Origin of the sequence: Microbacterium sp. NPDC087589 (assembly GCF_044743635.1) — a bacterium.
Taxonomy (GTDB): domain Bacteria; phylum Actinomycetota; class Actinomycetes; order Actinomycetales; family Microbacteriaceae; genus Microbacterium.
Genome location: NZ_JBIUWV010000001.1, coordinates 396,315 through 415,201, shown reverse-complemented (window position 1 = coordinate 415,201; position 18,887 = coordinate 396,315). Strand labels below are relative to the sequence as shown.

Here is an 18,887-nt window from a genome sequence, read left to right as displayed (position 1 = left end):
ACTAGGCTACTCGCATGCCCGGGGGCGATTGACCGCTAGAGCGCCGGTTCCGACGCCGTGTTCGCTGCGGTCGGAGCGAGGATGATGATCGCGGCTCCGACCAGTGCGATCGCCGAACCCACCCAGTCCCAGAGTGTGGGTTTGAAGCCGTCGACGATGATTCCCCAGGCCAGCGAACCCGCGATGAACACGCCGCCGTATGAGGCCAGCACGCGACCGAAGTTCGCATCGGGTTGCAGCGCCGCGAGGAACCCGTATGCGCCCAGGGCCATGACTCCGACGACCGCGAACACCCAGCCCCTGTTCTCTTTGACGGCCTGCCAGATGAGCCAGGCCCCGCCGATCTCAGCGACGGCGGCGAGCACGAACAGGATGCTGATGCGCAGGACGGTCATGGTGTCCAGTGTGGCGCAGCGCTGACAGGATGCGGCAGCACGCGACATCACACTGCTCGGCATCCGGAACCGTCGGGGTAGCGTGAGCAGATGATCAGAGCACTGGCGCGTTGGATTCTCGCACTCGCCCTCGGGGCGATCGGCATCGTCCATTTCGTGAGCACCCGCGGCTTCCGGGTCGTCGTACCGGACTGGGCAACGATGGCTACGCGCCTCGACAAGGACGCGATCGTGATCGCCTCGGGAGCGGCCGAGGTCGCTCTGGCGGTCGGGCTTCTCGCTCTCCCGAAGGAGCGACGGCGTGTCGGATTCGCGACCGCCGCGTTCTTCGTCGCCGTGTTCCCCGGGAACGTGCACCAGTGGCGCACTCACCGGTCGACGCCGGGCCTCGACACCGAGGCGCGTCGTTTCGGGCGTCTCTTCCTGCAGCCGCTCCTGGTGCTGTGGGCACTGTGGTCCACGGCCGAGCCCGCTTCTGCTCGGAGTCGGCCGCGCCGCCGTACCCGCTGAGCTCCCGGGCGCGCAACCCCGCCCGCCAGTTCGATCGCTCGGGCGAGAATGGAGCCATGGCCTCTCCTTCACTTGTCTGGCTCCGCGACGACCTTCGGCTCGCCGACAACCCGGCGCTCAGGGCGGCGATCGATCGCGGCGAGCCCCTAGTCGTGCTGTTCGTCCTCGACGAGGAGTCCCCCGGCATCCGACCGCTGGGCGGTGCTGCGCGCTGGTGGCTGCACCACTCCCTCGCATCTCTGCGCGACGCGCTGGGTGAGCGGGGTGCGACGTTGACGCTGCGCCGCGGACCCGCAGAGCGCGTGGTGTCGCAGACTGTCGCGGATGTGGGGGCCACAGCCGTGTTCTGGAACCGGCGATACAGCGGTGCCGAACGTGACATCGACACGAACCTGAAGACCTCATTGCGCGCCGACGGACTCGAGGTCACGTCCTTCCAGGCATCACTGCTGCACGAGCCGTGGACAGTGAAGACCGGTGGCGGAACCCATTTCTCGGTGTTCACCCCCTTCTGGCGCGCATGCCTCGCGCTTCCCACTCCCCGAGCGCCTCTCCCCGCGCCGCGAAGCCTCGACGGAATCGCTCGCCCGCCGGCGTCTGACGACCTCGACGACTGGAATCTGCTGCCCACTCGTCCCGACTGGGCCGGCGGGTTGCGCGAGACCTGGGAGCCCGGCGAGCCCGCAGCCCGCGCTCGCCTGCACTCCTTTCTGCACGACGACATCGGGTCGTACGACCGCGCCCGTGACGAGCCGTCGGCCGGCGCCACGTCTCTGCTCTCGCCCCGTCTCCGCTGGGGTGAGCTCAGCCCGTTCACCGTCTGGCATGAGGCTGTCGACGCCGACGGCGCGGCAGGGTTCCTCTCAGAGCTCGGGTGGCGAGAGTTCGCCTGGCACACGACGTTCCACTCCCCCGACCTAGCGACCGTCAATCTGCGTCGTCAGTTCGACGCGTTCCCGTGGCCGCCGCTAGACCCGGCACAGCTCGACGCGTGGCAGCATGGCGACACCGGCGTGCCTCTCGTGGATGCCGGAATGCGCGAACTCTGGCACACCGGCTTCATGCACAATCGGGTACGCATGGTCACGGCGTCGTTCCTCGTGAAGAACCTGCTGATCGACTGGCGCCGAGGCGAGGAGTGGTTCTGGGACACGCTCGTCGACGCAGACGGCGCGAGCAACCCGTTCAACTGGCAGTGGGTGGCAGGATCGGGCGCTGACGCCGCACCGTACTTCCGCGTCTTCAACCCCGAACTGCAGGCGAAGAAGTTCGACCCGCACGGTCTCTACATCTCGGAGTGGGCATCGGATGCTCCGTCGGAGCCGATCGTCGATCTCGCCACGACGCGCAAGGCGGCGCTCGCGGCGTACGACGTCGTGAAGCGGTCGTCCGCCACGTCCTAGCAGTGCGGCGGCGGGCGTCGTAGTCCGCCGCCGTACTCGCACAGACAACAAAAAACCCCCGGAAAACCGGGGGTTTCTCTGTGCGCGATACTGGGATCGAACCAGTGACCTCTTCCGTGTCAGGGAAGCGCGCTACCGCTGCGCCAATCGCGCCCGTTCGGGCTATTCAGTTACTGAGGTGGCGACGGGATTCGAACCCGTGTAAACGGCTTTGCAGGCCGGTGCCTAGCCGCTCGGCCACGCCACCGTGTGGATTGACCCCACGTGCTGAAGGCCTTCCGAAGAAGGCCCCTGCACTTGAGCGGATGACGAGACTCGAACTCGCGACCCCAACCTTGGCAAGGTTGTGCGCTACCAACTGCGCTACATCCGCGTTGTTCCCGGTTGTTGTCCCGGGCACTTATGAAACATTAGCCGATGATCGGCGACTGTCCAAACCGAAACCGAATCTCGCGCGTGTCTCCCAGGGTGGTCAACTTCGCCTCCGACCGTCGGGTAGTATCGGTTGACGTACCCCACAGGTATGGGCGATTGGCGCAGTTGGTAGCGCGCTTCCTTCACACGGAAGAGGTCATCGGTTCGAGTCCGGTATCGCCCACTGACGAAGCCCCACACAACTAACGTTGTGCGGGGCTTTTCTCGTACGACAGAGCCGCTCCGCCGGGTCCGCATGTGGCCGTCGTCCTCCTTCCTCACGAAGACAGAGAGCTCACCATGACCTTCTCCTCCTCCTCCCGCGTTCCTGATCAAGAGACACGGTCGAGCACACTGTCGATCGTGGCGTTGGCCCTCGCATTCGCCCTCCCCGTCGTCGGATTCATTCTGGGGGTGGTCGCCCGCGCGAAGTCGAGAGCCGCCGGTTCTCCGACGGCACTGGCCACCGCCGCTGCAGTGATCGGCGCGATTCTCAGCGTCGTGTGGACCGTCGTGCTCCTCCTGTTGCTCAGCGTCGGCGGCTGGCTGTTCGGTGGGCAGACCCCGCCCTCATCGCCCGGGTCGCCGATGCCGTCAGAATCGTCGCAGTCAGAATCCGGAGCTGGTGACGCGCTCGTCGTCAGAGTCACCGCCGAGCGCGAACTCGATTCCGAGACCCTCGACGCGGCCCGCACCGCGCTGACCTTCTACGGCGACACTGCCGGCATCGAGGTCTCCGAGGTGGCCGAGACCGATGCGGGCGACCTCACGGTGACCTTCGGCGCAGCCGTCACAGACGCGGACATCGACGCGTTCGCGCAAGCCATCTCCGCACCGGTGGCCGAAGGCTTCTACTCGGTCACAGCAGTGAACCCCGCGAGCGGAGGCGCAGACCTCGGAGACGGCTCGACGACTCCCCCGTGCGACGCGCTGCGGTTCGGGCCTCAGGCCGTCGAGGGAAGCGTGCTGGCGTGCGATGACACCAAGCAGACCCAGTTGCTGCTCGAGCCTTCAGCGCGGCTCGTCGGCAACTCCATCGCCGACGTCGAGGTGAGCGGAGACGTTGTGGCAGTCGCGCTGTCCGCGCCCGGCGCCGAAGAGTTCGTCGAGTGGACGAGGCAAGTGTCCACCGAGACCGCGCCGGCGAATCAGATCGCGCTGGTCGACTTCATCGGCGTCATCACCGCCCCCACGGTCGCGGGAGAGCTCACCGGCGAGTTCCAGATCTCGGGTCCGACACTCGACGCGGAGCTCCTCGCCGCTCGCCTGCGGGTGCTCAGCGCCGGCGTCTCGTTCTCCACGCCGACCGAGTGAACACCCCTGTCGTGGTAACTTAGGGTGACCTAACCAAGACTGCGGGATGACAGACGGGGAGACGATGTCGCCGATCGGACAGCCCCCTGCAGAGTCCGTCGCCTGGCGCATCGACACCAACTCCTTCGAACTCACTGATCACGCCGAGTGGAGTTCTCACTCGCATCCGGATCAACACGAACTGCTTTGGGACGCACGCGGCACATTGACCGCCGAGACGGATGACGGATACTTCGCCGTGCCCGGCTCGCTGGGGCTCTGGATCCCCGCCGGGACCAGTCACCGCGTGGCGGCCGCACCGGGAACCTCGTTCCGATGCACGTTCATAGACGCCGGCATCACCGCAGTAGCCACCCGAACGACAGCGGTCGCCATTCCCGAAGTCGTGCGAGCCGTTCTCGATCGCCTCGAAGCCCCGCCATACCTCTCCACTGCCCCTCGCATCCATGCCGAGGAGCTCGCGCTGAGCCTGCTCGAACCCGTCGAGGTGTCGACGATCGACCTCCCTCTCCCCCGCGACACGAGGACGCGACTCGTCGCGGAGGCTCTGCTCTCGGAGCCTTCCGACGATCGTTCGCTCGAGGACTGGGGGCGTCACGTGGGCGCCAGCGCCCGCAATCTGTCGCGCCTCTTCGTCTCTGAGACCGGCCTGAGCTTCTCCACCTGGCGCACCCGCGCCCGCATGCGGCGTGCCATCGAATGGCTCGCCGCGGACTACACCGTCGCACACGTCAGCCGACGATCTGGTTATGCCACCCCGAGCGCGTTCGTCCAGGCTTTTCGACGCGAGCTCGGACGCACTCCCGGCGAGTTCGCGTCGGTGCGGAGTGACGCCGCGAAGAAGTCGGCCTGAGCGCGACACGGGCTGGCACCTGGACGACACGGGGCCGATCCATACTTGGTAAGCCAAGCCTTAGCTAACTTCTTGGCGCCTCCCGAATCCCCTGGAAGACGATCCATGCGCTCCACGCCCCTCGCTCTCGTCGCGCTCGTCGCGACTGGCCTCCTGCTCACCTCCTGCGCCGGCTCGACTGCGGCCGGAGCCGCACAAGACGGTGAGACCGTCGAGCTGACGACCCCCGCAGGCGCCGACATCGAAGTACCCGCCGAACCTCAGTCGGCGCTCGGCTTCTACACGACTGACCTCGACATCCTCATCACCCTCGGGTTCGACCTCGCCGACACCCAGCCGATCCGCGATGACTTCACCGCGTTCCCGGACTTCTTCCCCCAGGAGGAGCTCGCGGGGCTCGCCACCTTCGGCAACTTCCCCGAGTTCAACCTCGAAGCCGTGCTCGAGGCAGAGCCGGACTTCATCCTCAACGGCCTCGGGTACGAGGAGGACCTCGACAGCAAGCTGCAGAAGATCGCGCCCACCTACACGTACAACGCGTTCGACGGCGGTGACTGGCGTGACGTGGTGGCTCAGGCTGCGGACGACCTCGGACGCCAGGATCAGTGGCAGGTGTGGGTCGACCAGTACGAAGAGCGCGTCGCCGACATCCGAGCGCGCCTCGATGCTGCGGACATCCACCCCGTCGTCGCCGATGTCGGCTACTTCGAGGGCCACGTCACCACGTCCTGCTACGGGGTGCCCTGTCTCGTGTTCGCCGACCTCGGCCTCGAGATGCACGAGCTCATGAACGCCACAGAAGAGGGCCTTCCCGCGAGCGACGACTATGCGAGGCTCAGCCCCGAGCAGGTCGGTCAGCTGAACGGCGTGGACGTGGTCTTCACCGGGGCGAACGAAGACGGCACCGTCTGGATCGAAGACGACGCTGCGCTGCAGCAGAATCAGCTCTGGCAGGACCTGCCCTTCGTCGAGGGCGGCGCCTACCATCCGTACAACTACGAGATGATCTACGGCTCCCCCAGCGGTATGGATGCTTTCCTCACCGTGGTCGAGAAGGCGCTTCTCGGATGACCGTCAATCTGATCCACCGAATCGTCGTCGAACGCGTCCGGCGTCTGAGCCCCGGCATGGTGCGCATCGTGTTCAGCGGCGACGGGCTCGACGGATTCGTCTCTACCGGGGTCGGAGACGAGTACTTCCGCGTCTTCTTCCCTGCAGAAGGGCAGCGTGAGCCGAATCTCCCCTTCCCGACGGAAGACGGCTACTGGGACTTCGCCGAGGGTGTCGAGCCTGCGCCGATGCGTACCTACACGGTGCGAAGGTGGGATGCGGATGCCTCCGAGCTGACGGTCGACTTCGTCGTGCACGACGGCGGTGTCGCGGCCGCGTGGGCGCTGAACGCCCGACCGGGTGACGTCGTGGGGGTGAACACCCCGAAGGGACTCTACGATCCGCCGGCTGAGATCGAGTGGCAGCTGCTGATCGCCGATGCCACCGGGCTTCCCGCAGCCGCGCGCCTCGCCGAGAACGCTCCGGCAGGCGTCCGCACCCGAGTCGTCCTCGAGGTCTCGTCCCCCGAGGATGAGCTCGACATCAGTCCTGCCGACGGCGTCGAGCTGCACTGGGTGCACGGCGGCAACGGCCACGCGCCCACGCGCATCGAGGAGATCCTCCGGGCGTCCGAACTTCCGAGCGGTCCGGGCTACGTCTGGGTCGCCGGCGAGACGAAGGCGACCCGCGGGGTACGCAAGCATCTGCGCCAGGACCTCAAGCTGCCCGCGGCTGCCTACAAGGTGATCGGGTATTGGACGGAGAATGCCGAGGCGTGGCGGGAGCGCTACGACTCGCTCGATGAGGGCACCCGCGCGCGTCTGATGGCGATGTGGGACGACGACACTCGTCCCACGGAGGACATCGAGGACGCATACGAGGCTGAACTCGAGAAGCTGGGTCTGTGACCGCCGACTCATGACCGACGTCCTTCTCACAGCGGAGCAGACGCCCCAGGTGTCGGCCACTCGCAGGGGCCTGGTGATCGTCCTCCTCGCGATCGCCCTGGTGAGCGCCTGCATCGCCAGCATCTTCTTCGGTTCCCAGCGCATCGACGTCGGCGAGGTCTGGAGCGGGCTCACCACGGGCGAGGGCGACCCGGGCGCGATCGTCCAGGGCATGCGCGTCCCGCGCACCCTCATCGGGCTCGCGGTAGGCGCCGCTCTGGGCATCGCCGGTGCGCTGATCCAGGGCTTCACTCGGAACCCGCTCGCCGACCCCGGCATCCTCGGCGTGAACGCCGGCGCCAGCCTCGGCGTCACGATCGGGGTCGCGTTCTTCGGACTCAGCGCCGTCAGCGGGTACATCTGGTTCTCGTTCGCCGGAGCCATCGTCGCGACGGTCCTCGTCTACCTGATCGGATCTGCGGGCCACTCAGCACCGGATCCACTGCGGATGACCCTCGCCGGTGTGGCACTCGGCGCTGTGATGGGTGGGGTCGTGGCGGCGATCGGCCTGCTGAATCCCCGGGCCTTCGATGCGATCCGCACCTGGAACGCCGGATCGCTGACCGCTCTCACTCCGGATGTGTACACCGTGATCCCGTTTCTGCTGGTCGGCCTCGTGCTCGCCTTCTGCCTCGCACCCTCGCTCAACGCACTCGCGCTCGGCGATGACCTGGCGACCGCCCTCGGCTCGCGAGTCGTGCTCACCCGAGTGCTCTCGATCGTCGCCGTGACGCTGCTGTGCGGTGCGGCCACGGCCGCAGCCGGCCCGATCGCCTTCGTCGGTCTGATGGTTCCGCACGCCGTGCGCTGGTTCGTCGGCCCGCATCAGGGGTGGATCCTCCTCGGGACCCTGTTCGCAGCCCCGCTGCTGCTGCTCACCGCAGACGTGGTCGGGCGGTCGGTGCTGCGCACCGGAGAGCTTCCGGTCTCGGTGATGACGGCGGTGATCGGCGCGCCTGTCCTCATCGGGCTCGTCCGCCGGCGGAAGGTGAGCGGGCTGTGACCGGTCTTCTGACCTCTCCCGTCGCGGTCGACGCCGGTCGACGGGTCTTCACCCCGCACACTCCTGTGTTCTCCCGACGGATCGGTGTGCGCGCCACGATCGTGACCGCATCTGCTCTCCTTGCCGCCGCAGCCGTCGGCATCTTCGCCCTGACTCTCGGCGATGTCGTCTTCTCACCCGGTGAAGTTCTCGTGACGCTGCTCGGCATGGGCGACCCTCGGGCCGAACTCGTGATCGTCGAGTGGCGGCTGCCCCGCGTCCTGGCGGCGCTGGTGTTCGGCCTCGCCCTGGGCGTCGGTGGCGCCATCTTCCAATCGCTCACCCGCAACCCGCTCGGCAGCCCCGACGTGATCGGATTCGATGCCGGCGCCTACACAGGCGCATTGATCGTGATCACGACGATGGGCGTCAACGTCGCATCGACGGCCGCCGCGGCTCTGATCGGCGGTGCGACGACAGCTCTTCTCGTCTACCTCCTCGCATTCCGGCGCGGATTCACGGGATTCCGGCTCATCATCGTCGGCATCGGCGTCGCCTCGATGCTGGCATCCGTCAATACCTGGATCATCCTCAACGCGGACCTGCGGATCGCGATGCTCGCCAGCGCGTGGGGCGCCGGATCTCTGAACGTCATCACCGCCGAGCAGGTCGCGATCGCCACGTGCGTGATCATCCCGATCGGGGTCGCCGTGGCGATGCTCGCCGATCGGATGCACCTGCTCGAACTCGGCGACGACACGGCATCCGCGCTCGGCGTCCGCACCGGCCGCACCCGTCTGATGCTCATCGTCCTGGGTGTCTGTCTCACCGCCGCCGTCACGGCGATGGCGGGCCCGATCGCCTTCATCTCGCTCGCCGCCCCGCAGGTCGCGCGACGTCTGACCGGCTCCGCTGGGGTGACGCTGACGGCATCCGCAGCGGTCGGCGCGCTCCTGCTGATCTCCAGTGACGTCCTGGCACAACGATTGTTCGCACCCACCCAGATCCCCGTCGGCATCGTCACGGTGTGCCTCGGCGGTGTCTATCTGGTCTGGCTGCTCATCCAGGAAGCGAGAAGACGATGACCATCACCGGCACCGGCACCGGCACCGACCTAGCGCGGCTGAGCGCGGAAGACCTCACTATCGGGTACGACGGACGCATCGTCTCAGAGCACCTCGGCGTCGACATCCCCGCAGGTGCCTTCACGGTCATCGTCGGGCCGAACGCCTGCGGCAAGTCGACGTTGCTGCGCGCATTCGCGCGCCTGCTGAAACCCACGGCAGGGCAGGTGCTGCTCGACGGACGGGCGATCACCGATCTCCCCACCAAGGAGATCGCGCGGCGTCTCGGCCTGCTGCCGCAGACGTCGATCGCTCCCGACGGCATCCGCGTCTCCGACCTGGTCGCACGAGGGAGGCACCCGCACCAGACGATCCTGCGGCAGTGGTCTCATAGCGATCAGTCCAGCGTGGCTGCAGCCCTCGCTGCCACGGGCACGACAGAACTCGCCGGGCGACTGGTCGACGAGCTGTCCGGTGGACAGCGACAGCGCGTGTGGGTGGCGATGCTGCTCGCGCAGGAGTCACCCACCATGCTCCTCGACGAGCCGACGACCTTCCTCGACATCGCGCACCAGTACGAGCTGCTGCGCCTGTTCCACGAGCTGCACACGGAGGGTCGCACGATCGTTGCGGTGCTGCACGATCTCAACCAGGCGGCGCGGTTCGCGGATCACATGATCATGATGCGCGGCGGCCGAATCGTGGCATCCGGGGCCCCTGCCTCCATCGTGACGGCTGACCGTGTCGAGGAGGTCTTCGGGCTCAGCTGCAGCATCATCCCCGACCCGCACACGGGTACTCCCCTCGTCGTCCCCCATTGAGGAGGCGACCGCGCCGGCGAGCGGCCGAAGAAGCGTCGGGGCGAGGTCTGACGTCGGTGGCCGCCGGTAGCGTGCCTGGCGTGTCGGCCATCCAGCTTCCCAGCCCCTGCTCGCTCTGCGGCCATGCAGATGCGGTGCGCGTGGCCACGGCCCTGATGTGCGCCTGGTGCGGGTGGCGATACGGAGACTCGCCGGATCCTGATCTGCCGCGCCCGGTGATCGAGGTCGTCTACTACCTCCGCTACGACCGCCGCGTGAAGATCGGGACCAGTCGTCGCCCTCGTCAGCGACTCTCCAGCATCCGTCACGAAGAGCTCCTGGCTTTCGAGCGGGGCGGTCGGGATGTCGAGCAGGCGAGGCATCGAGAGTTCGCTGAAGCCCGCGAGGGAGGCGAGTGGTTCACGCTCACGCCGATTCTGTCCTCGCACATCGCGGGGCTGCGTGCCGAGGGCGAGCCCTGGCAGCTGTATGCACGCTGGGTGAGCTCGGCACTGCAGAACTGAAGCCCCGCACGGGCCGACGTTCCGTGCGGGGCTTCAGAGTTCAGTGGGATCAGGCGCGCGCGGTGGCCTTGACGCCAGCGGGCTGGGGCTGCGAGAACAGCACGACGAGGATCACGGCGACACCTACGACCACATGCGGGACCCACACGTTGGGTGCCTCGGTCGAGAAGCCGAAGATCCACGGTGACAGCGCCAGGAACAGGCTCGCGACGATGTCGAAGACGAGGTGCACCGGCATCGGAATGACGCCGAAGGGACCCCATTCGTACTTCGTGAACAGGCTGTAGACGATGAGCCCGATGCCGAGCACGATCGGGATGATGACGGCGGGGCCGCCCACGCTGGCGAAGCCGAACAGCCACGGAGCAGCGACCAGTGCCACGCCGACGACGTAGTCGAGAATTCCGTGGACCTTGGTGGGGATGAAGCGCATGATTCCTCCTGTGGTGTCGTCGCGTGCTGCGACTCACAGTTGGTTCGCAGCGGTGCGCCGAACGGATTGCAGGAGTCCCCCTCGTACCCTGAACGGATGACATCATCGCCGTCTGCATCCCCCGCGATCGGAATCCTCCGTGTGTCCGCGGGCGGAGGGGTGATCGGCATCCTCCTGTTCACTTACGTGATCGGCATCCCCCGCCAGGGAGCGAGCCTGGTCGACTATTTCGGCTACTTCACGAATCTGACGAGTCTGCTGACATCCGGTGTCCTGGTCGCGACGGGGCTGCTGTCGCTTCGCCGCCGGTCGATACCTGCGCCGCTCATCAGCGCCCGCGCCGTGGCCGTCGCGTGCATGATCATCGTGGGCGTGGTGTACAACGTGCTGGTCCCGGGAACGGGAAGCGCACCGGCGTGGGTGAGCGTCGCACTCCACACCCTGTTCCCCGTGCTGCTGGTGCTCGACTGGGTACTCGTCGGCGATCGCGCTCCGATGCCGTGGCGGCGCCTCTGGCTCGTGCTCCCGTACCCCGTCATATGGCTGGGCGTCGTCTTGGTCCGGGGCGTCACGGACGGCTGGGTGCCCTACGGGTTCCTGCTGCCTGACCGGGGTGTGATGTCTCTGACGCTCCATGTCGCGGGACTCTTCGCGGCTCTGCTCGCGTCCGGCTCGCTGGTGTGGGCGCTGAGCAGGGTGCGCGGCTTCGGGACTCCCAGACGCTCAGAGGAGGCAGATGCTCAGGCGCTCGCCCAGCCGTACCGACGGGCCAGCGCCGACGCGACGCGACCGTAGCGAGAACGGTCGAGCACGGCGGCCTCGCGACGCAGCCCGCTCTCGTGGACGCTGTAGAGCTGCTCGATGTCGACCCACGACTCGCGCCCTCGCGAGTCCCAGTCGCCGGAGCCGATCCCCAGGTAGTCGCGATCTCCGTCGTGCGCCTTGCTCGTCATCCGCACCGCGTACACGCGATCCGCGGATTCGCGACCGATCACGAGCACCGGACGGTCTTTGCCTCGTCCGTCGTTCTCCTCGTAGGGCACCCAGGTCCAGATGATCTCGCCCGCGTCCGGCGCACCATCCCGATCAGGCGCATAGCTGATGCGGAGCTGCTCGATCCGATCGGGGTCGATGCGCACCGTCTCCGTGCCCCGCGGCGAACCCCTCTCGCCGGATGCCGAGGAGCGCACTTCCTCAGAGGAGCGTAAACGCGAGACCGGGCGTCTCGGACGATTGCTCGTCCGAGACGCCCGGTCAGATCCCAGTGCTGTGAAGAGGATCTCCGCGAGTCTTGCCAGGATGCCGTTCGAGTTGCTCACACGGTCACCCTAACGGCAGTTCAGGCGTCGGCCAGCGCGTAGCCCTCCTCGCCGTGCACGACCTGGTCGACACCGGCGATCTCGTCTTCGCTGGTGACGCGGAAGCCGATCGTCTTCTCGATCGCGAAGCCGATGATGAAGGCGACGACGAAGGAGTAGATCAGCACACCGAGGGCTGCGATCGCCTGGACGGCGAGCTGACGCGCGTCGCCACCGACGAAGAGACCGGTTCCGGTTGCGAAGAAGCCGAGGTAGAGCGTTCCGATCAGGCCACCGACGAGGTGGATGCCGACGACGTCGAGCGAGTCATCGAAGCCCAGGCGGAACTTCATCTCCACCGCGAGTGCGCAGACGATACCCGCGACGGCACCGAGCAGCAGAGACCATCCGGGGGTGAGGTTGGCGCAAGCGGGGGTGATGGCTACGAGACCGGCGACGGCACCTGACGCTGCACCCACCGACGTGGGCTTTCCGTCCTTGATCTTCTCGATGAGGATCCAACCGAGGATCGCGGCCGCCGTGGCGCCGAGGGTGTTCAGGCCGATGAGTCCGACGCCGCCCATGTCCTCTGCGAGCCACTCCGCTCCGGCGTTGAAGCCGAACCAGCCGAACCACAGCAGCGCGGCACCCAGGAGGGTCAGCGGAACGTTGTGCGGCTTGAGGATGCCCTTCTGGAAGCCGATGCGCTTACCGAGGACGATCGCGAGGGCGAGTGCGGCAGCACCCGCGTTGATGTGCACAGCCGTACCGCCGGCGTAGTCGATCACGCCGATGCCGCTGTCCTCACCGAAGAGCGTGGTGCCGAGGTTCATGATCCAACCGCCGCCCCAGACCCATGCCGCGACCGGGAAGTAGCCGACCGTGGCGAAGACGCCCGCGAAGATCAGCCAGCTGCCGAACTTCGCACGGTCGGCGATGGCGCCCGAGATGAGCGCGACGGTGATGATCGCGAAGGTCGCACCGTAGGCGACTCCGAGAAGTGCGACGTTCGAGCCCTCACCCTCAGCGAGAGAGGAGAGTCCGATGTCGGCGAAGGGGTTGCCTGCGAAGGCGGTGGGGCTGTCGACGGCGCTCATCGAGAATCCGAAGAGGATCCAGAGCACCGCCACGAGTCCGATCGAGCCGAAGCTCATCATCATCATGCTGACGACGCTCTTCGCCTTGACGAGACCGCCGTAGAAGAAGGCGACGCCGGGCGTCATGAGCAGTACGAGGGCGGTCGCGGTGATCGCCCAGGAGATGTTGCCTGGAGCATCCATAGTCAAACCTCACATTCGGGAAACGAGAGCTTCAGTGTGACGACGCCCGATTTCCGGAATGCGTGAGGTTTGTTGCGGTGGCGTTACAGAGACGCCACGTGTGTGAACATCGCGTTACGCGACACTGCGATCCGCGTGTGTAAGTGCATTGAGTCTGGAGATAGCACGCAGGTACTTCTTGCGGTACCCGCCGTTCAGCATCTCCTCTGCGAACACCTGGTCGAGGCTCACGCCGGTGGCGACGATGGGGATCTGCGCGTCGTACACGCGGTCGACGAAGGCGACGAAACGAAGAGCCTCCGATTGATCGGTCAGCACGTGCACGTCTTTCAGGCCGACGAGGTCGAGCCCCGAGATGACCCGCAGGTACCGCGAAGGGTGCACACGAGCGAGATGACGGATGACCTCAGCGAAGGAATCGTCGGATGCGACCCCTTCTGCCGACTCGGCCTGCACCGCGGCGGAGTAGGTGGCCGCGTCACTCACCACGGCGTGCCCGTCGAGAGCCCGCTGTCGGAAGTCCACACCGTCGATGCGGATCGTCTGGAAGCTGTCGGACATCGCATGGATCTCACGCAGGAAGTCCTGCGCGGCGAAGCGTCCCTCGCCCAGCGCGTTCGGCGGCGTGTTCGAGGTGGCGGCGAGCTTGGTGCCGGTCGGCACGAGCTCGCCGATCAGTCGCGTCATCACCATGGTGTCGCCCGGGTCGTCGAGCTCGAACTCGTCGATGCACAGCAGGTCGGCGCCCTTGAGCAGGTCGACGGTGTTCTTGTATCCGAGTGCGCCGACCAGAGCCGTGTACTCGATGAACGAGCCGAAGTACTTCCTGCGGGCGGGCATCGCGTGATAGATCGACGCCAGCAGGTGGGTCTTCCCGACGCCGAAGCCGCCGTCGAGATAGACGCCGGGCTTGGTCTCGGGCTCCTTCTTCGCTCGACTGAAGAAGCCGCCGCGCTTCGCCGGTGCCCCGCCGCGCCCCGCGAAGCGGATCAGTGTCTCCTTCGCCTCCTCCTGTGACGGGTATGCGGGATCCGCCCGATAGCTGTCGAAGGTGGCCCCGTCGAACTGCGGGGGCGGCACGAGGCTGGCCAGCATCTCGGGACCGGTGACGGTCGGCTGTCGATCTGTCAGGTGCACGATGCCCGTGCGGGTGGGCGTGTCGGTCATCACGGTCCTGTATCGGGGGCGCACCTGTGTCGAAGTCTTACGAATCGGGTGCAGGGCGCATGGCGTGGATCTATCGTCGAAGTATCGGCTCCACATTACGCCGTCGCCCCCTGCATCATCGCCGCTCACCGTCTGAGGAGATCCCTGTGGCCATCGAGTTCGACACCACTTCGTCCAAGTTCGCCGACTATGCCGAGCCCGGCCGGCTCGTGCCCACCGAGTGGCTGGCCGATCGCCTCGGCACACCCGGTCTCGTCGTCGTCGAATCCGACGAGGATGTGCTGCTCTATGAGACCGGCCACATCCCGGGCGCCGTGAAGGTCGACTGGCACACCGAGCTGAACGACCCCGTCGTTCGCGACTACGTCGACGGTGAGGGATTCGCGAAGCTGCTCAGCAGCAAGGGGATCTCCCGCGACGACACCGTGGTGATCTACGGCGACAAGAACAACTGGTGGGCCGCCTATGCCCTGTGGGTCTTCTCGCTGTTCGGTCACGAAGACGTGCGACTTCTCGATGGCGGTCGCGATCGCTGGATCGCAGAGGGACGCGATATCACCCGCGACGCACCTCAGATCACGCCGACGGAGTACCCCGTCGTAGAGCGCGACGACTCGGTCATCCGCGCCTACAAGGAGGACGTCCTCGCCCACATCGGCAGCCCCCTGATCGATGTGCGCTCCCCCGAGGAATACAGCGGTGAGCGCACCACCGCGCCGGCGTACCCCGACGAGGGTGCTCTGCGCGCAGGGCACATCCCTACGGCTCAGAGTGTGCCGTGGGCGAAGGCGGTCGCAGAGGACGGCGGCTTCAAGCCGCGCACCGAGCTCGATGCGATCTACCGCGACGGCGCCGGACTCACAGACGGAGACGAGGTCGTCGCCTACTGCCGTATCGGTGAGCGCTCCAGCCACACCTGGTTCGTGCTCAAGCATCTGCTCGGATTCGAGAACGTCCGCAACTACGACGGCTCCTGGACCGAGTGGGGCAGCGCGGTGCGGGTCCCGATCGTCACCGGATCGGAGCCCGGATCGCTGTGATCGTGGAAGGATGGCAGGGATGAGCATGAGCGAACTTCCTGACACCCTCGCCGAGATCCGCGACGGATTCCTCGAGACCCCTGAGGCGGATCGCCTGCTGCTCCTGCTGGAGTACTCGGACGAGCTGCCCGAGGTCTCCGCAGAGGTCGCGAGCCATCCGGAGATGTACGAACGCGTCGCGGAGTGCCAGTCCCCCGTCTACATCTCGGTCGAGGTGAACGACGATGTGGTCACGATGCACGCGACGGCTCCGCCCGAAGCGCCGACCACGCGCGGGTTCGCGAGCATCCTCGTGCAGGGCCTCACCGGCCTCACCGCCGATGAGGTCTTGGCGATCCCCGACGACTACCCTCAGTCGATCGGGCTCACCAGGGCCGTGTCACCGCTGCGGATCGGCGGTATGACCGGGATGCTCATGCGCGCCAAGAACCAGGTCAGGCAGAAGCGCTGAAACCCTGGTCGGTGAGCCATCCTGTGATGGCGTCGCTCCACCCGAGCTGGTCGTAGTTCCAGATCTTCGTGTGCCGCGCGCCGGAGAACACCGGCATCGTGACGAGGTCCGGGCGGGCCCGCTGCAGCGCGTGCGAAGCGTCAGCCGGCACGAATCCGTCATCGTCGCTGTGCAGGATGAGAATGGGCACATTCAGCTCTTCGGCTCGTGCGACCATGTCGAGGCTGTCGAACGGAATCGCGCTCTCTGCACCGCTCAACCGAGCCGTGAACGGAACGGACAATGCGCTCATCGCCAGATCAGGCAGCGGCGCGCGCATTCCCGCCTCCCGCGCCTGGAAGCGCAGCACACTACGCCAGTCGATGACGGGTGATTCGAGGATCAGTCCGGCGATGCGGTCACGGTTGCCCGAGTTCAGAGCTGTCTGCAGGGAGACGGCACCACCCATCGACCACCCCATCAGGATCACCCGCTCAGCGCCGTGTCGCAGGGCGAAGGAGATCGCGGCGTCTACATCGCGCCACTCGGCGGCCCCCAGCGCGTAGGCACCGCCTCGGCTGCGCGGAGCCTCGCCGTCGTTCCGATACGACACGACGAGGTTCGGGAAACCCGCCGCATGCAGCACCGGGACTGCGCGAAGGCATTCGGCACGGGTGACCCCGCGGCCGTGCACCTGGATCACCCACGTCGACGACTCAGCGGGGAAGAGCCATGCCGGGCACGGACCGGCCGGCGAGCCGATGAGAACGTTCTGCCACGGCAGGTGCAGCTCGCCGGGCGTGGAGTAGTACCAGCCGCTGAACGCCGCGCTCCTGTCGACGCGGGAGCCGGGCTCGATCTGCGTGAGCAGCTTGCGCCGCACGGTCGTCGCGTCGGCGCTGAGCACAGCACCGAGCTTGACGTACCCGTACGTGCCCGAGGTGAACAGACCGTATCGCCCCGGCAGCTCGGTGTCTCGTGTTCGGGTGAGCTCGATCGTCTGCGCACCGGTGTCGACAGCGAGGATCTCGGCGTCGGCCGGTCGTTTCTTCGGGATCACGACCCTGCGCGCCACGCTGAAGACGAGCAGGGCCAGCGCCGTCCCGAGAGCGATCAGTGCAGGGACAAGGAGTGCAACGGCGTGCCTGAGACTCTTCATCGCTTCCTGACTCTAGCCTGTTGCCGTGACCGCTCACCCCGATGCCGGGACGATCTTCGACGCCGCCGTGGCCGAACTGCGCGATATCGCCTTCCGCGCAGACATCACCATCCGCGAGATCCCCACGCCGCAAGGCCTCGCCCCGCACGCCCTCGCGCTCGCCGCCGATGTCCGCCCGGACGACGGCGGAGAGTCCGCGTACGGCACCGGACGCTTCGTGCTGCTGCATGACCCAGACAATCCGGCGGCGTGGGACGGCGACTGGCGGATCGTGATCTTCGCCCAGGCGCCGCTGGAGACGGAGATCGGCACCGACCCCCTGCTCGCCGACGTCACCTGGTCGTGGCTCGTCGACGCACTCGACTCCAGGGGCGCTGGTTATCACTCCGCGTCCGGCACGTCGACCAAGACCCTGTCGAAGGGCTTCGGTGGCCTCGCGGTCGAAGGCGACGGCGCACAGATAGAGTTGAGGGCGTCCTGGACACCCGAGGGCCCCTTCACACCCCATGTCGAGGCCTGGGTCGAACTGGTCGGGATGCTGGCGGGTCTTCCGCCGGGCTCCGAGGGCATCGCCGTTATCGGCGCGCGAAAGGCAGCACGTGACTGAATACTCCGTGATCTCCGACGTCTCGGAGTTCCATGCGGCATGCGCCGCGCTGGCCGCAGGCACAGGTCCTGTCGCCGTCGACGTCGAGAGGGCATCCGGATTCCGCTACTCCCAGCGGGCATATCTCGTGCAGGTGTTCCGCCGTGACGCGGGAGTCTTCCTGTTCGACCCTCCTGCGCTCGGCGACTTCAGCCCGCTGCACGAGGCGATCGGCGACGCGCTCTGGGTCTTCCACGCCGCCAGCCAGGACCTCCCGTCGCTCCGCGAACTCGACCTGCTGCCGCGGGAGATCTTCGACACCGAGCTCGCATCGCGCCTGCTGGGTCACGAGCGCGTCGGCCTCGCTGCGGTCGTGGAGAACACGCTCGGCATCACCCTCAAGAAGGAGCATTCCGCTGCGGATTGGTCGACCAGACCGCTTCCCGCTGCCTGGCTCGAGTACGCGGCGCTCGATGTGCTGCATCTCATCGATGTCTACGAGGCGTTGGAGGCGGAGCTCGAGGAGCAGGGCAAGACCGAGTACGCGGCCGAGGAGTTCGCCGCCACGCTCATCCGTCTTCCCAAGCCTCCGCGCGAAGACCCTTGGCGACGCCTGAGCGGGCTCCACCAGGTGCGCGGTGCACGGAACCTGGCCGTCGCGCGCTCGCTCTGGCAGGCTCGCGAGGCCTTCGCGCAGGATCAGGATGTCTCTCCGGGGCGACTGGTGCCGGATCGCTCGCTGATCGCCGCGGTGCTCGCGAACCCGCAGAGCAAGCAGGCGCTCGCAGGAATCAAGGATTTCCAAGGTCGAGCGAGCCGCACGCAGCTCGATCGCTGGTGGCAGGCCATGGTCGACGGGCGCGCGACAGAGGAGCTGCCGCGCGAACGGGTTGCGAGCGACACGCTGCCGCCACCTCGGGCGTGGGCCGACCGCAATCCTGAAGCCGATGCTCGTCTCAAGGCCGCCCGGCCCGTCGTCGAAGCCACGGCGGAAGAACTGGGGATGCCCACGGAGAACCTGCTCACCCCCGACCACCTTCGCCGGGTGGCATGGGACGTGCCGGGAACGACGGCTGGTGCCATCGGGGATGCGCTTGCGGAACTCGGTGCGCGACCCTGGCAGATTGCACAGACTGCACAGAAGATCGCCAACGCCTTTGTAGAAGCCGCGCAAACCCCCGACGAGCCCCCGTCGGACGCTTCGTAGGTTCGATCCAACCGATTCCTCCCCGTTTCCG

General features: G+C 67.0%; 21 protein-coding genes and 4 tRNA genes. 16 read left to right on the top strand and 9 right to left on the bottom strand.

The window, feature by feature from the left end:
- Positions 1-35 precede the first annotated feature (35 nt).
- Positions 36-395: a YnfA family protein gene (locus tag ACIOU8_RS02120; RefSeq protein WP_400785350.1), complete on the bottom strand. Its 360-nt coding sequence runs from the start codon at positions 393-395 to the stop codon at positions 36-38.
- A gap of 90 nt (positions 396-485) precedes the next feature.
- Between ACIOU8_RS02120 and ACIOU8_RS02115 the strand changes: the two genes are divergently transcribed.
- Positions 486-905 (top strand): hypothetical protein, encoded by a 420-nt coding sequence (locus tag ACIOU8_RS02115; protein WP_400785348.1) that lies wholly within the window; start codon positions 486-488, stop codon positions 903-905.
- Positions 906-961: 56 nt separating this feature from the next.
- Positions 962-2,308, top strand: coding sequence for a cryptochrome/photolyase family protein (locus tag ACIOU8_RS02110; protein WP_400785347.1), 1,347 nt, complete (start codon positions 962-964; stop codon positions 2,306-2,308).
- 81 nt (positions 2,309-2,389) lie between these two features.
- Here the strand turns inward: ACIOU8_RS02110 and ACIOU8_RS02105 are convergent.
- From ACIOU8_RS02105 to ACIOU8_RS02095, 3 genes are all read right to left on the bottom strand, one after another.
- Positions 2,390-2,461, bottom strand: a tRNA-Val gene (locus ACIOU8_RS02105).
- Between the two features lie 23 nt (positions 2,462-2,484).
- Positions 2,485-2,555 (bottom strand) — tRNA-Cys (locus tag ACIOU8_RS02100).
- Positions 2,556-2,608: 53 nt separating this feature from the next.
- A tRNA-Gly gene (locus tag ACIOU8_RS02095) sits at positions 2,609-2,681 on the bottom strand.
- 152 nt (positions 2,682-2,833) lie between these two features.
- On the opposite strand from ACIOU8_RS02095, the gene ACIOU8_RS02090 reads away from it, so the two are divergent.
- The 9 genes from ACIOU8_RS02090 (at position 2,834) to ACIOU8_RS02050 (ending at position 10,256) form a co-directional block, all read left to right on the top strand.
- A tRNA-Val gene (locus ACIOU8_RS02090) sits at positions 2,834-2,906 on the top strand.
- Positions 2,907-3,085: 179 nt separating this feature from the next.
- Positions 3,086-4,036: a SecDF P1 head subdomain-containing protein gene (locus ACIOU8_RS02085; RefSeq protein ID WP_400785345.1), complete on the top strand. Its 951-nt coding sequence runs from the start codon at positions 3,086-3,088 to the stop codon at positions 4,034-4,036.
- 46 nt (positions 4,037-4,082) lie between these two features.
- On the top strand, positions 4,083-4,889 hold the full coding sequence (locus ACIOU8_RS02080) for a helix-turn-helix domain-containing protein (protein ID WP_400785343.1): 807 nt from the start codon (positions 4,083-4,085) through the stop codon (positions 4,887-4,889).
- A gap of 105 nt (positions 4,890-4,994) precedes the next feature.
- Positions 4,995-5,960: an ABC transporter substrate-binding protein gene (locus ACIOU8_RS02075; RefSeq protein WP_400785341.1), complete on the top strand. Its 966-nt coding sequence runs from the start codon at positions 4,995-4,997 to the stop codon at positions 5,958-5,960.
- A complete protein-coding gene (locus ACIOU8_RS02070) occupies positions 5,957-6,847 on the top strand; it encodes a siderophore-interacting protein (RefSeq protein WP_400785339.1) in 891 nt (296 codons plus the stop codon). Before ACIOU8_RS02075 ends, ACIOU8_RS02070 begins: the two co-directional genes overlap by 4 nt.
- Before the next feature lie 10 nt (positions 6,848-6,857).
- Positions 6,858-7,889: an iron chelate uptake ABC transporter family permease subunit gene (locus ACIOU8_RS02065; RefSeq protein ID WP_400785337.1), complete on the top strand. Its 1,032-nt coding sequence runs from the start codon at positions 6,858-6,860 to the stop codon at positions 7,887-7,889.
- On the top strand, positions 7,886-8,953 hold the full coding sequence (locus ACIOU8_RS02060) for a FecCD family ABC transporter permease (protein WP_400785335.1): 1,068 nt from the start codon (positions 7,886-7,888) through the stop codon (positions 8,951-8,953). Before ACIOU8_RS02065 ends, ACIOU8_RS02060 begins: the two co-directional genes overlap by 4 nt.
- Positions 8,950-9,753 carry an ABC transporter ATP-binding protein gene (locus ACIOU8_RS02055; RefSeq protein WP_400785333.1) on the top strand — a complete coding sequence of 268 codons (804 nt, stop codon included), beginning with the start codon at positions 8,950-8,952 and terminating at the stop codon, positions 9,751-9,753. Before ACIOU8_RS02060 ends, ACIOU8_RS02055 begins: the two co-directional genes overlap by 4 nt.
- 80 nt (positions 9,754-9,833) lie before the next feature.
- Positions 9,834-10,256, top strand: coding sequence for a GIY-YIG nuclease family protein (locus ACIOU8_RS02050; RefSeq protein WP_400785331.1), 423 nt, complete (start codon positions 9,834-9,836; stop codon positions 10,254-10,256).
- A 49-nt stretch (positions 10,257-10,305) separates the two neighbouring features.
- On the opposite strand, the gene ACIOU8_RS02045 is transcribed toward ACIOU8_RS02050, so the two are convergent.
- Positions 10,306-10,689 carry an SPW repeat protein gene (locus ACIOU8_RS02045; RefSeq protein WP_400785329.1) on the bottom strand — a complete coding sequence of 128 codons (384 nt, stop codon included), beginning with the start codon at positions 10,687-10,689 and terminating at the stop codon, positions 10,306-10,308.
- Between the two features lie 96 nt (positions 10,690-10,785).
- Between ACIOU8_RS02045 and ACIOU8_RS02040 the strand changes: the two genes are divergently transcribed.
- Positions 10,786-11,484, top strand: coding sequence for a Pr6Pr family membrane protein (locus tag ACIOU8_RS02040; RefSeq protein WP_400785327.1), 699 nt, complete (start codon positions 10,786-10,788; stop codon positions 11,482-11,484).
- Here the strand turns inward: ACIOU8_RS02040 and ACIOU8_RS02035 are convergent.
- The 3 genes from ACIOU8_RS02035 to zapE form a co-directional block, all read right to left on the bottom strand.
- The gene (locus ACIOU8_RS02035; RefSeq protein WP_400785325.1) at positions 11,430-12,008 is read right to left on the bottom strand and encodes a type II toxin-antitoxin system PemK/MazF family toxin; all 579 of its coding nucleotides are present in this window, start codon (positions 12,006-12,008) and stop codon (positions 11,430-11,432) included. The genes ACIOU8_RS02040 and ACIOU8_RS02035 overlap by 55 nt on opposite strands.
- Positions 12,009-12,028: 20 nt before the next feature.
- Positions 12,029-13,267 (bottom strand): ammonium transporter, encoded by a 1,239-nt coding sequence (locus ACIOU8_RS02030; protein WP_400785323.1) that lies wholly within the window; start codon positions 13,265-13,267, stop codon positions 12,029-12,031.
- A gap of 114 nt (positions 13,268-13,381) precedes the next feature.
- Complete coding sequence (zapE, locus tag ACIOU8_RS02025) at positions 13,382-14,434, bottom strand: cell division protein ZapE (protein WP_400785321.1); 1,053 nt, start codon at positions 14,432-14,434, stop codon at positions 13,382-13,384.
- A 146-nt stretch (positions 14,435-14,580) separates the two neighbouring features.
- On the opposite strand from zapE, the gene ACIOU8_RS02020 reads away from it, so the two are divergent.
- Together ACIOU8_RS02020 and ACIOU8_RS02015 are read left to right on the top strand one after the other, a co-directional pair.
- Complete coding sequence (locus tag ACIOU8_RS02020; RefSeq protein ID WP_400785319.1) at positions 14,581-15,474, top strand: sulfurtransferase; 894 nt, start codon at positions 14,581-14,583, stop codon at positions 15,472-15,474.
- Positions 15,475-15,493: 19 nt separating this feature from the next.
- Positions 15,494-15,925, top strand: coding sequence for a SufE family protein (locus ACIOU8_RS02015; RefSeq protein WP_400785317.1), 432 nt, complete (start codon positions 15,494-15,496; stop codon positions 15,923-15,925).
- On the opposite strand, the gene ACIOU8_RS02010 is transcribed toward ACIOU8_RS02015, so the two are convergent.
- On the bottom strand, positions 15,909-17,063 hold the full coding sequence (locus tag ACIOU8_RS02010; RefSeq protein ID WP_400785315.1) for an alpha/beta hydrolase: 1,155 nt from the start codon (positions 17,061-17,063) through the stop codon (positions 15,909-15,911). The two genes, ACIOU8_RS02015 and ACIOU8_RS02010, sit on opposite strands and share 17 nt — an antisense overlap.
- 25 nt (positions 17,064-17,088) lie before the next feature.
- On the opposite strand from ACIOU8_RS02010, the gene ACIOU8_RS02005 reads away from it, so the two are divergent.
- The gene (locus ACIOU8_RS02005) at positions 17,089-17,670 is read left to right on the top strand and encodes a DUF3000 domain-containing protein (RefSeq protein WP_311257149.1); all 582 of its coding nucleotides are present in this window, start codon (positions 17,089-17,091) and stop codon (positions 17,668-17,670) included.
- Positions 17,663-18,856: an HRDC domain-containing protein gene (locus ACIOU8_RS02000; RefSeq protein ID WP_400785313.1), complete on the top strand. Its 1,194-nt coding sequence runs from the start codon at positions 17,663-17,665 to the stop codon at positions 18,854-18,856. The genes ACIOU8_RS02005 and ACIOU8_RS02000 overlap by 8 nt, the downstream gene beginning before the upstream one ends.
- Positions 18,857-18,887 lie beyond the last annotated feature (31 nt).

Excerpts from the sequence above, each read along its gene's own strand:
- ACIOU8_RS02115 (WP_400785348.1), top strand. The coding sequence starts at position 486 with ATGATCAGAGCACTGGCGCGTTGGATTCTCGCACTCGCCCTCGGGGCG.
- ACIOU8_RS02070 (WP_400785339.1), top strand. The coding sequence starts at position 5,957 with ATGACCGTCAATCTGATCCACCGAATCGTCGTCGAACGCGTCCGGCGT.
- ACIOU8_RS02045 (WP_400785329.1), bottom strand. The coding sequence starts at position 10,689 with ATGCGCTTCATCCCCACCAAGGTCCACGGAATTCTCGACTACGTCGTC.
- ACIOU8_RS02030 (WP_400785323.1), bottom strand. The coding sequence starts at position 13,267 with ATGGATGCTCCAGGCAACATCTCCTGGGCGATCACCGCGACCGCCCTC.
- ACIOU8_RS02075 (WP_400785341.1), top strand. The coding sequence starts at position 4,995 with ATGCGCTCCACGCCCCTCGCTCTCGTCGCGCTCGTCGCGACTGGCCTC.
- ACIOU8_RS02040 (WP_400785327.1), top strand. The coding sequence starts at position 10,786 with ATGACATCATCGCCGTCTGCATCCCCCGCGATCGGAATCCTCCGTGTG.
- ACIOU8_RS02120 (WP_400785350.1), bottom strand. The coding sequence starts at position 395 with ATGACCGTCCTGCGCATCAGCATCCTGTTCGTGCTCGCCGCCGTCGCT.
- ACIOU8_RS02080 (WP_400785343.1), top strand. The coding sequence starts at position 4,083 with ATGACAGACGGGGAGACGATGTCGCCGATCGGACAGCCCCCTGCAGAG.
- ACIOU8_RS02055 (WP_400785333.1), top strand. The coding sequence starts at position 8,950 with ATGACCATCACCGGCACCGGCACCGGCACCGACCTAGCGCGGCTGAGC.
- zapE (WP_400785321.1), bottom strand. The coding sequence starts at position 14,434 with ATGACCGACACGCCCACCCGCACGGGCATCGTGCACCTGACAGATCGA.
- ACIOU8_RS02015 (WP_400785317.1), top strand. The coding sequence starts at position 15,494 with ATGAGCATGAGCGAACTTCCTGACACCCTCGCCGAGATCCGCGACGGA.
- ACIOU8_RS02110 (WP_400785347.1), top strand. The coding sequence starts at position 962 with ATGGCCTCTCCTTCACTTGTCTGGCTCCGCGACGACCTTCGGCTCGCC.
- ACIOU8_RS02010 (WP_400785315.1), bottom strand. The coding sequence starts at position 17,063 with ATGAAGAGTCTCAGGCACGCCGTTGCACTCCTTGTCCCTGCACTGATC.
- ACIOU8_RS02065 (WP_400785337.1), top strand. The coding sequence starts at position 6,858 with ATGACCGACGTCCTTCTCACAGCGGAGCAGACGCCCCAGGTGTCGGCC.